Genomic DNA, 13,757 nt, shown 5'->3' on the forward strand with positions numbered 1-13,757 from the left:
CACTGTGCAACCGGAGGTCCTCACCTTTGGCTCAACGACTCCAGCGAGTCATCACATTCACCGAACCAACGTCCCTGGGCAGTACACCTAGATCTGCCCGACCGGGAGTTTCTTTTCGGCCTGGAACACGTCCTCCACCCGGCCCTGGGCCCAGTATCCGGAGAGGGACACTTGGCGGCGTTCCAGGCCGCGCTGCTTGAAGAAGACCTCACGCAGCGCCTTCATGTACCCGCGCTCCCCATGGGCAAAGACGTCCACAGTACCGCTGGGCCATTCCGCGTCCGCCACGGCCTTGACCAGCAGGTCGCTGGAACCCGCAGGGGTGCCGTTGCGGGGCAGCCAGGTCACCCGCAGGCCCGCAGGGGCCGAAAGCGGCTGGATGTCGGCTTCGGAGCCGACCTCCAGGAAGGCGAGGCCGGTTGCCCCTGCCGGGAGGGCCTCGATACTGGCGGCGATGGCGGGAAGGGCCGCTTCGTCACCGGCAAAGAGGTACCAGTCGGCCCCGGGATTGGGGTTGTACGCGCCGCCCGGGCCGGTGAACGTCAGGGTCTCGCCCGGCTGGGCCTTGGCCGCCCATGGACCGGCGAGCCCTTCGTCGCCATGGACCACGAAGTCGATGGCCAGTTCCCGGGCTTCCGGGTCCACCCAGCGCACCGTGTAGGTGCGGGTGAAGGGCCACTGGTCGCGCGGCATGGTTTCCCGGACAACCTCCAGGTCCAAGGGGGAGGGGTACTCCACATCCGGCTGCGGGAAGATGATCTTCACGTACCGGTCAACGAATCCGTTGTTGATGAAATCGCCGAAACCCTCCCCGCCGGCCACGATCCGGACCATGTGCGGGGACAGCTGCTCCTTGCGCAGCACGGTGAGGTTGACCTGCGGACGGCTCTTCTTGGTTGCGCTGGTGGCGGCGGGGACAGTGCTCATAAGGCAAGCCTAGCTACGGCACGGGCGGGAGTTCCCAGGTTACGTCCGTTGCCCCTTGTTCCCGGAGCAGCTGGTTCACGCGGCTGAACGGCCTCGAGCCAAAAAAACCGCGGGACGCGGACAACGGACTGGGGTGGGCGCTGGTGACGGCAGGGGTGGCGGCAAGGAGCGGCCGGACCCCCTCAGCCTCCTTGCCCCACAAGAGGGCCACCAAGGGCAACGCCGACCCGTCCGGGGCCTTGCGTGCGGCCAGTGCGGTGACTGCCGCCGTCGTAATTTCCTCCCAGCCCTTCCCGCGGTGTGAGCCGGCCGCGCCGGCCCTGACGGTAAGGACCCGGTTCAGGAGCAGCACGCCCTGCTCCGTCCACGCCGACAGGTCACCGTGGACGCGCGGGGGAATGCCCAGGTCCGATTCCAGCTCCCGGTAGATGTTCACCAGGCTGCGGGGGAGGGGACGGGTGCGCGGGTCGACGGAAAAGGACAGGCCGACGGCGTGTCCCGGCGTGGGATAGGGGTCCTGGCCCACGATGAGGACCTTTACGGCGGCGAGTGGCTGGCGGAAAGCCCGCAGCACGTTCGACGGCGGCGGCAGGAGCTGGTGCCCGGCCGCCTCTTCGCGTGCCAGGAAGGCCAGGACCTTCCGCAGCTGGTCTTCCACGCCCTGCAGCGCCGCGGCCCAGTCCGGAGCCATAAGCTCTGCGAGCGGCAGCCCGGCCAGGCCGGCAAAGCTGAGGGTGTCCGCCGGGTCCTGCTCCAGCTCGAACAACGCATCCGATTCAACCATCGGTCCATTGTCGCAGGGACTGTCTGGAGCCGGGGCATCGTGCGGTGGCCGCCGGGCCCCGCGCCGAATGACACCGCTGTTATTTGGCGGCTAGCATAGGGGTAAGACATTGACCGTAACCAGCGAAGGAGTGCGCCGTGGCGGAACCGGCCCGGGAACACCTGCCGGAGCAGGATTCACGGAAGTCCCTCCTGGCGGATTTCATCCTCCGTGAGTCTTCCCTGTCAGAGCGCGAGCAGCAGATGCTGGCCCTGGAACGGCAGTGGTGGAAGTATGCGGGAGCCAAGGAACAGGCCATTCGCGACCTCTTTGACCTCTCCTCAACCCACTACTATCAGCTCCTCAACGCATTGATCGACCGCGAGGACGCAGTGGCCCACGATCCCATGCTGGTCAAGAGATTGCGTAGACTACGTACGTCGCGCCACCGTGCACGTACTGCCCGGCGCCTGGGATCCGACGCTTAAGACGCCCCAGGCCGGGACAACAGCCGCAATCAACAAGGATGTCCTTCCACCATGACCAGATACGCCCGCGATGAATTCGACAAGGTCCCCGAGGCCGCGTCGCGACAAGGTGTCCACCGGACGGCTTCGGCCCCGTCCCGGGTACGGCTTTGGCCCATCCTGGCGGTGGGAATGGCAGCCCTGGCCATTGGGGTGGTGTCCTTCCTGATCCTGCCCAAACTCGGCTTCAACGCCACCGCGAGCCAGGCGTCGGCAAGCGTGGAGTCAGCTCCGCTCGCCGGCACCGGGTCCACGCCCACGGCCACGCAGGCCGCCGGCTCCGCCGCAACGGTGAGCCCCACGCCGTCCGCCGGGCCAACCCAGGGCAGTGAGCCGGAGCCCACTTCCTCGGCCACCCAGCAGGCCGTAGTGGACAGGACGCAGGCAGTGGCCGTCTACAACGCCGCCGGCACGGCCGGACTGGCAAGCCGGGTAGGCGGGACCGTCCAGGCCGACGGTTGGCGGCTCGGCCCGGTGGGCAACTGGTCCGGCGCCCCGCAAAAGTCCTCCGTGATCTTCTACGCCGGCCCGCAGCAACTGGCAAGCGCCCAGGAACTCGCCGGCCTGCTGAACATCCCCACCGTTGTGAGCAGCACCGAGTTCCAGGCGCCCCTCGTCGTGGTCCTTGGCCCGGGTTACCGGTAGCCGCACGCCGCCCAGTTACGCCGGCCAGGCCTCCACCCGGCCCCGATGGAAAGAGTTGTTGAGCATGGCACTGGGAACCGTCAAATGGTTCAACGCTGAAAAGGGCTACGGCTTCATCACCGTTGACGGCTCCGGTGACGACATTTTTGTCCACTGGTCCGCCATCCAGGGAGAGGGATACCGTGCTCTGGCCGAGGGCCAGCGGGTCCAACTCGATGTCGGCGAGGGCGAAAAAGGTCCCCAGGCGGAAAACGTCCGGCCCGCGCCGTGATGCCCGCATCGCGTCCCGGAGCCCGTGCCGTGCCGGTACTTGCGCTCTCCCTGGGAGCTGTCCTTTCACTGGGCGCGTGCGCCGGCGCCGGCGGCAACGCGCGGGTGGAACCGGCCGAAGCCTCCGGTGACGGTGTGCTCCGTATGGCAGTGATCCTGGACAACACCGGTGACAGCGCCTTCCTCAACGCACCGCAACTGGCTGCCGCCAAGCTCGCCATCCAGGACATCAACGCGGCCGGCGGACATAAAGGCCGGCCAGTGGAGCTCCTTCCGGAGCACCCGGACCAGGACACCGCGAAGCAGGCAAGCGATGCAGCGGCCGCCAAGGCGGACGTGGTGATCGGACCCACCGACTCCAGCCACACTCCGGCAGCAGTGGACGTCCTGTCCCGTGCGCACATCCCCCTGATTTCGCCGGCCAACACCGCTGCCGGCCTCTCCGGGCTGGCGAGCGGAGGCTACTACTTCCGGACCGCGGCAGCCGACGTCGCGCAAGGACCCGTGCTGGCCAAACTTGCCAAGGACGCCGGTGCCGCCACGGTCAGCGTGCTCTACCAGGAAGGCCCCTACGGCAAGGACCTCTCGGCCGCCGTCACTGATGCAGCAAAAGGGTCAGGACTCACGGTCCTGCCGGGTGCCGGTTTCAAGCCCGGTGCTGCAGCCGAAGCCGCCCGCTCCGCGTCCAAGGCCAAGCCGGACGCCGTCGTCCTGATTGCCCGCGAGGGTGCACAGGGCGCGCTGGTGGAGCTGAACAATGCAGGCCTTACCGGCTCCCGGATCATCCTCAGCGACGGAGCGTTTGCCCGCTACGGGTCCGGGCTCGCACCCCGGACACTCGAAGGTGCCCGCGCCGTCGTTCCCGGACAGTTGCCCAGCGCTGCGTTCCAGGCGAAACTGCTGGCGGTTGACCCGGCACTCAAGGACGTCTCCTTCGCCGCTGAAACCTACGACGCCGTCACGTTGGCGGCCCTCGCCGCGGCCCGTGCCCAGGATGACGCCGGACGCTCCATTGCCGCGAACCTGGTCCCGGTTTCCGGGGGATCGGCTGCGTCCGGCGCCGGCGAACCGGCCGCCCCCTGCTTGAGCTATAAGGAGTGCCTCGGCGGCCTCGCAGCCAGCCAGGACATCAACTACGACGGCGAATCGGGCCCGGTTGCCTTCGATTCCAACGGGGACATCACCTCAGCCGCTTTCTCTGTGTACACCTTCGGGGCCGACAACAACCCCTCGCTGTCCGGCCGGGAGACGGCGGGGCGCCCAGGCTGATCGCCCTGGGCGAAGCGGCCCCTTCCCGCGGGGCGTTACGCGTCGTTTCGCTTGCACTCTAACCTGGGGAGTGCTAATTATTGACTTAGCACTCTGACGTACCGACTGCTAAAGCAACGCCTGGTTCCGGCCGGCAGCGCACGGCACCGGTCGACGAGCGAAAGAAACACCTCACTTCAGTGAGATCCCCGCCCGGAGGCATACAGAGGCCGCCGGCAAAAGGATCGTCCGTCGCGGGCACTGCAGCGAAGGTTCATTCTTAACGTCTGTCCCGAAAGGACTATTGCCGTTATGGCCAAGATCATTGCATTTGATGAAGAGGCACGCCGCGGCCTTGAGCGTGGCCTGAACACCCTCGCCGACGCCGTTAAGGTCACCCTCGGCCCGCGTGGACGCAACGTCGTCCTCGAAAAGAAGTGGGGCGCCCCCACCATCACCAACGATGGTGTTTCCATCGCCAAGGAGATCGAGCTGGACGATCCCTACGAGAAGATCGGCGCCGAGCTGGTCAAGGAAGTTGCCAAGAAGACCGACGACGTTGCCGGTGACGGCACCACCACGGCAACCGTCCTGGCCCAGGCCCTGGTCAAGGAAGGCCTGCGCAACGTTGCTGCCGGCGCCGACCCGCTGTCCCTCAAGCGCGGCATCGAGAAGGCTGTTGACGCCGTCACCGCCGAACTGCTGAACTCCGCCAAGGAAATCGAAACCAAGGAAGAGATCGCGGCCACCGCCTCCATCTCCGCCGGTGACGACGAGATTGGTGCCCTCATCGCCGAAGCCCTGGACAAGGTGGGCAAGGAAGGCGTCATCACGGTCGAGGAATCCAACACCTTCGGCCTGGAGCTGGAACTCACCGAAGGCATGCGCTTCGACAAGGGCTACATCTCCGCCTACTTCGTCACCGACGCCGAGCGCCAGGAAACGGTCCTCGAGGACCCGTACATCCTGATCGTCAACTCCAAGATCTCCAACGTCAAGGAACTGGTTGCTGTCCTGGAAAAGGTCATGCAGTCCAATAAGCCGCTGCTGATCATTGCCGAGGACATCGAGGGCGAGGCCCTGGCCACCCTGATCGTCAACAAGATCCGTGGCACCTTCAAGTCCGTCGCCGTCAAGGCTCCGGGCTTCGGTGACCGCCGCAAGGCCCAGCTGGCCGACATCGCCGTCCTCACCGGCGGCCAGGTCATCTCCGAAGAAGTTGGCCTCAAGCTGGAGACCGCCGGCCTGGAGCTCCTCGGCCAGGCCCGCAAGGTAGTTGTCACCAAGGACGAAACCACCATCGTCGAAGGTGCCGGCGACGCCGACCAGATCGCCGGCCGCGTTTCCCAGATCCGTGCCGAGATCGAGAACTCCGACTCCGACTACGACCGCGAGAAGCTGCAGGAGCGCCTGGCCAAGCTGGCCGGCGGCGTTGCAGTCATCAAGGCCGGAGCCGCAACCGAGGTTGAGCTCAAGGAGCGCAAGCACCGCATCGAAGACGCAGTGCGCAACGCCAAGGCTGCTGTCGAAGAGGGCATCGTTGCCGGTGGCGGCGTGGCCCTGATCCAGGCCGGTGCCAAGGCATTCGCCAACCTGCAGCTGTCCGGTGACGAAGCAACGGGCGCCAACATCGTCCGCGTTGCCATCGACGCTCCGCTGAAGCAGATCGCCTTCAACGCCGGCATGGAGCCCGGCGTGGTTGTCGACAAGGTCCGCGGCCTGCCCGCCGGCCACGGCCTGAACGCAGCAACCGGTGAATACACCGACCTGCTGGCAGCCGGCGTCAACGACCCGGTCAAGGTAACCCGCTCTGCCCTGCAGAACGCGGCCTCCATCGCCGGCCTGTTCCTCACCACCGAAGCAGTGGTTGCTGACAAGCCGGAGAAGGCTGCAGCGCCCGCCGGCGGCGACGACATGGGTGGCATGGGCGGCATGGGCGGCTTCTAAGCCTCCCCGGCCGGGACCTGCCCGCCACACCGCAAAATGCGGCTCCCTCTTCGGAGGGGGCCGCATTTTCGTTTTAAGAGTGGCAACGTTGGGCCGGGAAAGCCTTGGGTGGATACCTCCGAGTGGAGGGCGGGGGCCGGTGTCGGCCGCTTCTGGCAGGATGGACCAGTGACGATTACTGCAGCGGCTGATGGTTCGGCCTTGGGAAACCCCGGCCCGGCCGGCTGGGCCTGGTATGTGAATGACGATTGCTGGCGTGCCGGCGGCTGGCCCCACGGGACCAACAACCAGGGGGAGCTGATGGCTGTCCTTGACCTCCTGCGTGCTACCGCGCACCTGCCGGGGGAAGACCTGCGCATCCTCTGCGACAGCCAGTACGTGATCAATTCCATTACCAAGTGGATGCCGGGTTGGAAGCGCAAGGGATGGCGCAAGGCCGATGGCAAGCCCGTCCTCAACGTGGAACTGCTGAAGGAACTCGACCGCGAACTCGCCGGACGCACCTACACGTTTGAATGGGTCAAGGGCCACGCCGGGCACGACCTCAATGAAGCTGCCGATGAACGGGCCAGGGCTGCGGCCACGGCGTACCAGCAGGGGGTGGCGGCACGGTCCGGCCCCGGGTTCCCCGGCGGGCACCGCCCCGGGGCCGCCGAACGTCCCGCGGCGGCGCAGGCGGCGTCAGGCGTTGGCTTCCCGCCGGCGACACTGGATATCCCGGCCGCAGCGCCGGCCCGTTCCGCGGCGCCCGTGTCAGCCTACGAGGAACTCGACCTGTTCAGTGAGCTGGACAATGAAGCCCTTGAGGTGGCGGAGGCAACCCAGCAGGCGGGCTCGATTCCGCCCGAAGCACTGGTGGAAGAGCTCGAACGTGAGCTGTTGGGTCCGCTGGTGCGGGGCGACATCGGGCGGACCGCCGTCCTTCTGCACCCGGACTTCATGGAAATCGGCAGTTCGGGAAGGGTGTGGACCCGGGATGCCATGATGATGGCCCTGGAAGAGGACCCGGGGGAACGGACCGATATCGAGATCCTGGGTGCAGAGCGCATCGGCGCCGCCGCGGTCCTGCTGACCTACCGAAGCTTTGCGCGTTCCGGCACGACGCTCCGGAGCTCGCTGTGGGTCCTTGACGGGGGACGCTGGCGGCTGCGCTTCCACCAGGGAACCCCTGAGGCCTGACCGCCAGGTCAGCTGAACCGCTGGGCGTTGCCCTGTTCGGCCTGGGCATAGGTGGCGGCGGCGGAGGCAAGAGCGGCATTGATGGATGCCAACGACGCCTCCACCCGGCCCTGGGTGATGGTCCACTCGGTCACGAGCGCCTGGAAGTTGGTGGCCGCGGAACCCCGCCAGGAACCCTGCAGTTCGTCCAGCCCGCGCTTCATGGCGTGGACGTCGGCGCTGATCCGGTCCACGGTGGCCTGCACGTTGGCGGACTTTAGCTGCAGCAGGTCTGTATCGACGGAAATGATGCTCATGGCTCTGCCTCTCGGATACGGCGGGGCTGCCCCCGCGCCCGGCGGTTCCGGGCTACAGGGACGAGCCTAAGGAGCCGTGGCAGGCGTGGACCATCGCCGGCCGGCTATATGTGGATAACCGATCCGTCGCCGCCCCTGGAACCGGCAGTGCTGCCGTCCGCTTCTTCCTGGCCGTCTCCTCCACCATCGCGGGGTGCGTCGTCTTGACGCGGCAGGCTGACCACCAGGGTGGCGCCGCCGCCGTCGGTCTTTTCCACCCGCACCGTCCCGCCGTGGGAGCCCACGATTGCCGCCACGATGGCGAGGCCCAGGCCGCTGCCTCCGGTTTCCCTGGTGCGGGACGTATCCGCCCGGTAGAAGCGTTCGAAGACCTTGGCCGCGTCCTCTTCCGAAATGCCGGGCCCATGGTCCCGTACCTCGATCACGGACCGTTCGCCGCCACCGGTTCCCCGGACCCCGACTGCAAGTTCGATCGGGCTTCCCTCAGGGGTGTAGCGCAGGGCGTTGCCCACGAGGTTTCCCACCACCTGGCGAAGCTTGGCCTCATCGCCGAGCACGGGGGCCGGTCCCGCCGGGCCGCCGTCGAGCCCGGTCAGAGAGATCGCCCGGGAACGGTCGCTTGCCTGGGTGTCCACTACGGCATCGTGCGCAATCAGTTGCAGGTCCACCGGCTTTTGCTGCAGCGGGCGCTGCTCGTCGAGCCGGGCGAGCAGGAGCAGGTCCTCCACCATGGACCCCATGCGCTTGGCTTCGCTTTCGATCCGGCCCATGGCGGTGGCTACGTCTTCGTCCGTGGCCAGGGCGCCGTGGCGGTACAGCTCGGAGAACCCGCGGATGGTGACCAGCGGCGTGCGGAGCTCGTGGGACGCGTCCGCGGCGAAGCGGCGCATCCGTGCCTCCGAGGCAGTCCGGGCGGCGAACGCAGTCTCGATATGCGCAAGCATGGCGTTCAGGGAGCTGCTCAGGCGGCCCAGTTCGGTGGTCGGGTTCTCCACTTCGACGCGGCGGGAGAGGTCCCCGGCGGCAATGGCGGCCGCCGTCTTCTCCACCCTGGCCAGCGGGCGGAAGGAGCGGGACACGGTCCAGCTGGCAATGAGCGAGGCCAGCAGCAGCGTCAGCAGGCCTACCCCGGTGACCACCAGGGTGGCGTGCTTGAGGACGTCGTCAACGCTCTCCAGGGGCAGGCCGATGAGCACCACGGCCATGGTCTGGCCGTTCTGGACCGTCACCGCCACTACGCGCCAATTTTCCCCGGCCGTCCCGCGGACCTGGAAGGGAGTCTGTCCGCGCGCCTGGGCCTGCTCCACAGTGAACGCAGTGATGTCGGGGTGGTCGTCAGGATCCCCGCCAAAGGTGTACGGCTGCTCGCCCGGGGCGAACAGCATGAGCGAGTAGTCGGTGGGTATGGAGCTGGGCGCCTGCAGTTGGGTGAACGAACGCTGCTTGCGGGCGGAGTCGACCGCGGCGTTCAGCTTGTCGTCCACCTGGCCCTGGAGGTAGCTGTGCAGGAGCGTCAGGGTGACCGCACCGGTCACGGTCAGGGCAACAATCAGCAGGGCCATGATCATGGCCACCAGCTGCGACCTGAGCGAGGCCGACTTCCACCGCTTCAGCAAGGTCAGCGCTTTTCAGCCGTCCGCAGGACATACCCCACGCCGCGCTTGGTCTGGATCAGCGCCGGTGCTTCCGGATCGATGTCCACTTTCCGCCGCAGGTAGGAGATGTAGGACTCCACGATGGACGCATCGCCGTTGAAGTTGTACTCCCAGACGTGGTCCAGGATCTGCGACTTCGACAGGACCCGGTTGGGGTTGAGCATGAGGTAGCGCAGCAGCTTGAACTCGGTGGGGGAGAGTTCGATGACGGTTCCGCCGCGCCGCACCTCGTGGGCGTCGTCGTCGAGCTCCAGGTCGTCCACCCGGATCACGGCGTCGTCGTCCAGCAGGGGCTGGGTGCGGCGGAGCACGGCACGGATCCTGGCCACCACTTCGTCCAGGCTGAAGGGCTTGGTGACGTAGTCGTCGCCGCCCACGGTCAAGCCGGTGACCTTGTCCTCGGTGTCGTCCTTGGCGGTCAGGAACAGGACAGGAAAATGCTTGCCGGAGGCGCGGAGCCGGCGGGTCACGGTGAAGCCGTCCATGTCGGGGAGCATGACATCCAGCACGGCCAGGTCAGGGGCGTGGGTATCGGCAGCGGCGAGGGCATCGCGGCCGTTGGCGGCGGAGACCACTTCAAAGCCGGCAAACCGTAGCGACGTGGAGAGGAGCTCGCGGATGTTGGGTTCATCATCGACGACGAGCAGCCGGGCTTCTGGACCGTTCTTGTTCATGTTCCCATCATGCTCCCAGTCTCTGGGAGTTGTCTGGATATTCGTTGTGAGCATGATGATGGTGGGCTTGCGGTTACCAGTCCATGGTTCCCGGTTCGCCTTTGAACGGGCCCACCACACGGCTGGTGATCCAGCCGCCATAGAAACGGCCGGGCTGCGCCTGGACCCGCTCCCCGTCCACCTCGCAGTAATCCATCCGGCCCGGGTAGACGGCCACCCGGTCGGCGAGGGCCTCGAAACCGGACGCCGGCTCAGGGTAGGACCAGGCGGCGCTGTCCGCTTCCTTCCCGCCGCCGCGCACGGTGAGGTACTTCGCCGAACCCTTGAACTCGCAGAAGCTGCTGCCCGATGCGGGTTCCAGTGCGCCCTCGGCGAATGCCGACCTGGGGACGTAGTACACCGGCGGATGGCTGGTCTCAAGAACACGAAGGGAATCGGTAGTGTCCAGGATGAGCTCCCCGCCCAGGACGATGCGTACCCGTTCGCTGCTGCGTTCGATCCGTGGCGGGCGGGGATAGTCCCACACGGACTCCTGGCCGGGCCCGGGGACGGCCGGAACGATTCTCGTAGTCATGGTTCCAGTGTGCGTCCGCGCGCGGCGTTTCCGCACCCGGGAACCCAATCCGCGTCAAGAACGTTCCGGTTCCCGCGTCTTCCCCAGCCCCTGGTGCGGGAATACAGTGTTCCATGCCGGACGGCCAAGCCCGGCACCAGCGCTCCACAGGACCACCGGCTGTTGCTCCCTGCGCCCCGGTGGATCCCTCCAATAGCGGTAGTTATCCGATAGCTCCTGGCCCATCGAAGGGGATCGACCATCATGACTGACTTGAGTGCCACTGAAAAGCCCGCTGCCAGTGAACGCAGCATCCGGGACTGGGCGGACCTTGCCGAGGAGATGTGGTCCTATCTCACCGGCAAAGGCGCGGCCATCAATTACCAGTTCGTCGACATGACCGTTGAAGTTCCGCGCGACATCGGACCGGACGCACCGCGTGCCACCTGGAAACTCAACGGAAGCCTGCGCGTCACCACCAGTGACCGGGACGCGGCAGGATCGGACTCGAACCGCGGTTGACCGAGATGACGGAGAACCGCCTGGATATCGATCTGGAATTCTCGTACACGGACGAGTCCGGGGCGGTCGCCAATGGGCGTGCCACGGCTGCCGGTACGGAGGTAACCGTGTCCCTGGACCACCTGGCGCCGCTGGCAGGCGCCGGGCTGCCGCCCCTGGAGGGGATCCGGCCGCTGGCGGACCTGCTGGCCTGCAAGGGGCTCAGCGTCACAGTGGCAGGTCCTGACGGAAACATTGTCAGCCTTGGCAAGGTGGATGCACCGGCATCACAGCGACTGGTGACGCGCTCGCCGCATATCAGGCTGGGCAACCTCGGCTCACTGCTTCCGCTGCTCCGGCAGGGCAGGCGGCGGCCCAAGGGCGTGCCCCTGCTGCCCCCGTCCACACCGTTGCCGTTGGTCCCCACTGTCCGGCGGAAGATCATCCGGCGCATCACCACCACCCACTACGCCAGGGGCGGCGGCCGGCCACGGCTGATCTTTGTCCAGGATGCCGCCACCTGGACCGGCCAGATCCCCCGGGAGGTTGCCCTTTCGGAGGACGTCACCACGATCGGCAGCGGGCTCGGATCCGATGTCCAACTGGAGGGCCTGGAAGCGCTCCACGCCGAGATCAGGCACGACGCCGAGGATGAATACGTCCTGGTGCCGCACGGGCCGGTCAGCGGCAGTGTCGCCAGGACCGGTCCTTCGGTCCTGCGGACCGGAGCGAGGATCCAGATGGGGCAGTGGTGCGTGGCCTTCTTCCGCGAGGAGTTTGCCGATCACGGCCGCCCCTATGGCGGCAGGAGCGGCGGTGAGCTGGCGTACGAACGTCCGCAGCTCGATCCCCGGACGGGAACCATCGAACGGGACAGCTCCGAATACATCCGCTAGGAGGGGTGCACGCTGCGGACTACTCCGCGGCGTGCACGTCCTTGGCGTCCATGATCCGGTAGGCGTAACCCTGCTCAGCGAGGAACCGTTGGCGCTTGGCGGCGAACTCCTGGTCCAGGGTGTCCCGGGCCACCAGGGAGTAGAAGCGGGCTGCGCGGCCGTCCTTCTTGGGCCGCAGCAGCCGGCCCAGCCGTTGTGCTTCCTCCTGCCGTGAACCGAAGGAACCGGAAACCTGGATGGCCACGGAGGCCTCCGGCAGGTCGATGGAGAAGTTGGCCACCTTGGACACCACCAGGGTCTGCAGTTCCCCGGCGCGGAACGCGTCAAAGAGCTTCTGCCGTACCTTCACCGAGGTATCGCCCTTGATGACCGGTGCCTCCAGGCGCTCCCCGAGCTCATCAAGCTGGTCGATGTACTGGCCGATGACCAACAACTGTTCTCCGGCGTGCCGGGCCACCAGCTGTTCCACCACCAGTGTCTTGGACTCGGAAGTGGCGCAGAGCCGGTACTTGTCCGCGTCGTCGGCCATTGCATAGGCAACCCGCTCATCCTTGGGCAGGTCCACGCGGACCTCCACGCAGTCCGCCGGTGCAATATAGCCCTGCGACTCGATGTCCTTCCAGGGCGCGTCGTAGCGCTTGGGCCCGATCAGGCTGAAGACCTCGCCCTCGCGCCCGTCCTCCCGGACCAGCGTCGCGGTGAGCCCAAGGCGCCGCCGGGCCTGCAGGTCTGCGGTCATCCGGAAGATCGGTGCCGGGAGGAGGTGGACTTCGTCGTAGATGATCAGTCCCCAGTCGTGTCCGTCCACGAGTTCCAGGTGCGGGTAGATGCCGCCGCGCTTGGTGGTAAGCACCTGGTAGGTGGCGATGGTCACCGGCCGCACCTCCTTGAGCGCGCCCGAGTACTCGCCCACCTCCTCCTCGGTGAGGGAGGTGCGCCGGAGCAGTTCGTCCTTCCACTGCCGGGCTGCGACCGTGTTGGTGACCAGGATCAGTGTGGTGGTGGATCCGGTGGCCATTGCCGCAGCTCCCACCAGGGTCTTGCCCGCGCCGCAGGGAAGTACCACCACCCCGCTGCCGCCCGCCCAGAAGTTCTCGCTGGCCAGGCGCTGGTAGGGCCGGAGCTCCCACCCGTCCTGGTTGAGGGAGATAAGGTGCGGGGTGCCGTCCACGTATCCGGCAAGGTCCTCCGCAGGCCAGCCGATCTTCAGCAGCAGCTGCTTGAGCTGGCCGCGCTGGGAGGCGTGCACCACTACGGTCTCACCGTCAATCCTGGGCCCCAGCAGGGGTGCGATCTTCTTGGCGCGGATCACTTCCTCCAGTACCGGGTAGTCATCCGTCCGCATGACCAGCCCATGGCGGGGATCCTTTTCGAGGCGCAGCCGGCCGTACCGGGACATGGTTTCCTCGACGTCGATCAGCAGGGAATGCGGCACCGGGAAGCGGGAGTACTTCAGGAGGGCGTCCAGCACCTTTTCCGCGTCCAGCCCGGCGGCGCGTGCGTTCCACAGCCCCAGCGGGGTCAGCCGGTAGCTGTGCATATGCTCGGGTGCCCGTTCCAGCTCGGCGAAAGGCGCGATGGCATGCCGGGCCTCGGTGGCCAGTTCGTGGTCCACCTCGAGCAGGATGGTCTTGTCGCTTTGGACGATCAGGGGTCCGTCGGTCACGCGGGGAGTC

The 13,757-nt window shown here is 66.9% G+C and carries 15 protein-coding genes; 8 read left to right on the forward strand and 7 right to left on the reverse strand.

Going from position 1 to position 13,757, the window contains the following annotated elements; all coding sequences use genetic code 11:
* Positions 1-87 precede the first annotated feature (87 nt).
* On the reverse strand, positions 88-927 hold the full coding sequence (locus ACFVTD_RS19890) for a siderophore-interacting protein (protein ID WP_387566507.1): 840 nt from the start codon (positions 925-927) through the stop codon (positions 88-90).
* A gap of 13 nt (positions 928-940) precedes the next feature.
* Positions 941-1,711: a uracil-DNA glycosylase gene (locus ACFVTD_RS19895; protein ID WP_387566510.1), complete on the reverse strand. Its 771-nt coding sequence runs from the start codon at positions 1,709-1,711 to the stop codon at positions 941-943.
* A gap of 137 nt (positions 1,712-1,848) precedes the next feature.
* On the opposite strand from ACFVTD_RS19895, the gene ACFVTD_RS19900 reads away from it, so the two are divergent.
* From ACFVTD_RS19900 to ACFVTD_RS19925, 6 genes are all read left to right on the forward strand, one after another.
* Positions 1,849-2,178: a DUF3263 domain-containing protein gene (locus ACFVTD_RS19900; RefSeq protein ID WP_387566512.1), complete on the forward strand. Its 330-nt coding sequence runs from the start codon at positions 1,849-1,851 to the stop codon at positions 2,176-2,178.
* 51 nt (positions 2,179-2,229) lie between these two features.
* Positions 2,230-2,862 (forward strand): LytR C-terminal domain-containing protein, encoded by a 633-nt coding sequence (locus ACFVTD_RS19905; protein ID WP_387566515.1) that lies wholly within the window; start codon positions 2,230-2,232, stop codon positions 2,860-2,862.
* A gap of 64 nt (positions 2,863-2,926) precedes the next feature.
* Positions 2,927-3,133 (forward strand): cold-shock protein, encoded by a 207-nt coding sequence (locus tag ACFVTD_RS19910; protein WP_387566518.1) that lies wholly within the window; start codon positions 2,927-2,929, stop codon positions 3,131-3,133.
* Positions 3,133-4,401: an ABC transporter substrate-binding protein gene (locus ACFVTD_RS19915; RefSeq protein WP_387566759.1), complete on the forward strand. Its 1,269-nt coding sequence runs from the start codon at positions 3,133-3,135 to the stop codon at positions 4,399-4,401. Before ACFVTD_RS19910 ends, ACFVTD_RS19915 begins: the two co-directional genes overlap by 1 nt.
* Before the next feature lie 291 nt (positions 4,402-4,692).
* Positions 4,693-6,327 carry a chaperonin GroEL gene (gene groL / locus ACFVTD_RS19920; RefSeq protein WP_387566521.1) on the forward strand — a complete coding sequence of 545 codons (1,635 nt, stop codon included), beginning with the start codon at positions 4,693-4,695 and terminating at the stop codon, positions 6,325-6,327.
* Between the two features lie 168 nt (positions 6,328-6,495).
* Positions 6,496-7,506, forward strand: a complete 1,011-nt coding sequence (locus ACFVTD_RS19925; protein ID WP_387566524.1) for an RNase H family protein — start codon at positions 6,496-6,498, stop codon at positions 7,504-7,506.
* An 8-nt stretch (positions 7,507-7,514) separates the two neighbouring features.
* On the opposite strand, the gene ACFVTD_RS19930 is transcribed toward ACFVTD_RS19925, so the two are convergent.
* The 4 genes from ACFVTD_RS19930 to ACFVTD_RS19945 form a co-directional block, all read right to left on the reverse strand.
* On the reverse strand, positions 7,515-7,802 hold the full coding sequence (locus ACFVTD_RS19930) for a WXG100 family type VII secretion target (RefSeq protein WP_387566527.1): 288 nt from the start codon (positions 7,800-7,802) through the stop codon (positions 7,515-7,517).
* Between the two features lie 104 nt (positions 7,803-7,906).
* Positions 7,907-9,418 (reverse strand): sensor histidine kinase, encoded by a 1,512-nt coding sequence (locus ACFVTD_RS19935; protein WP_387566530.1) that lies wholly within the window; start codon positions 9,416-9,418, stop codon positions 7,907-7,909.
* A 2-nt stretch (positions 9,419-9,420) separates the two neighbouring features.
* Positions 9,421-10,131: a response regulator transcription factor gene (locus ACFVTD_RS19940; protein WP_056331118.1), complete on the reverse strand. Its 711-nt coding sequence runs from the start codon at positions 10,129-10,131 to the stop codon at positions 9,421-9,423.
* 73 nt (positions 10,132-10,204) lie between these two features.
* Positions 10,205-10,705: a DUF427 domain-containing protein gene (locus ACFVTD_RS19945; protein ID WP_387566534.1), complete on the reverse strand. Its 501-nt coding sequence runs from the start codon at positions 10,703-10,705 to the stop codon at positions 10,205-10,207.
* Positions 10,706-10,948: 243 nt separating this feature from the next.
* On the opposite strand from ACFVTD_RS19945, the gene ACFVTD_RS19950 reads away from it, so the two are divergent.
* On the forward strand, positions 10,949-11,206 hold the full coding sequence (locus tag ACFVTD_RS19950; RefSeq protein ID WP_141158041.1) for a hypothetical protein: 258 nt from the start codon (positions 10,949-10,951) through the stop codon (positions 11,204-11,206).
* Positions 11,207-11,211: 5 nt separating this feature from the next.
* Positions 11,212-12,081, forward strand: a complete 870-nt coding sequence (locus ACFVTD_RS19955) for an FHA domain-containing protein (RefSeq protein WP_387566538.1) — start codon at positions 11,212-11,214, stop codon at positions 12,079-12,081.
* 19 nt (positions 12,082-12,100) lie between these two features.
* Here the strand turns inward: ACFVTD_RS19955 and ACFVTD_RS19960 are convergent, their stop codons facing one another.
* On the reverse strand, positions 12,101-13,747 hold the full coding sequence (locus tag ACFVTD_RS19960) for a DNA repair helicase XPB (RefSeq protein WP_387566541.1): 1,647 nt from the start codon (positions 13,745-13,747) through the stop codon (positions 12,101-12,103).
* Between the last annotated feature and the right edge of the window lie 10 nt (positions 13,748-13,757).

The organism is Pseudarthrobacter sp. NPDC058119 (assembly GCF_042884655.1).
GTDB lineage: Bacteria > Actinomycetota > Actinomycetes > Actinomycetales > Micrococcaceae > Arthrobacter.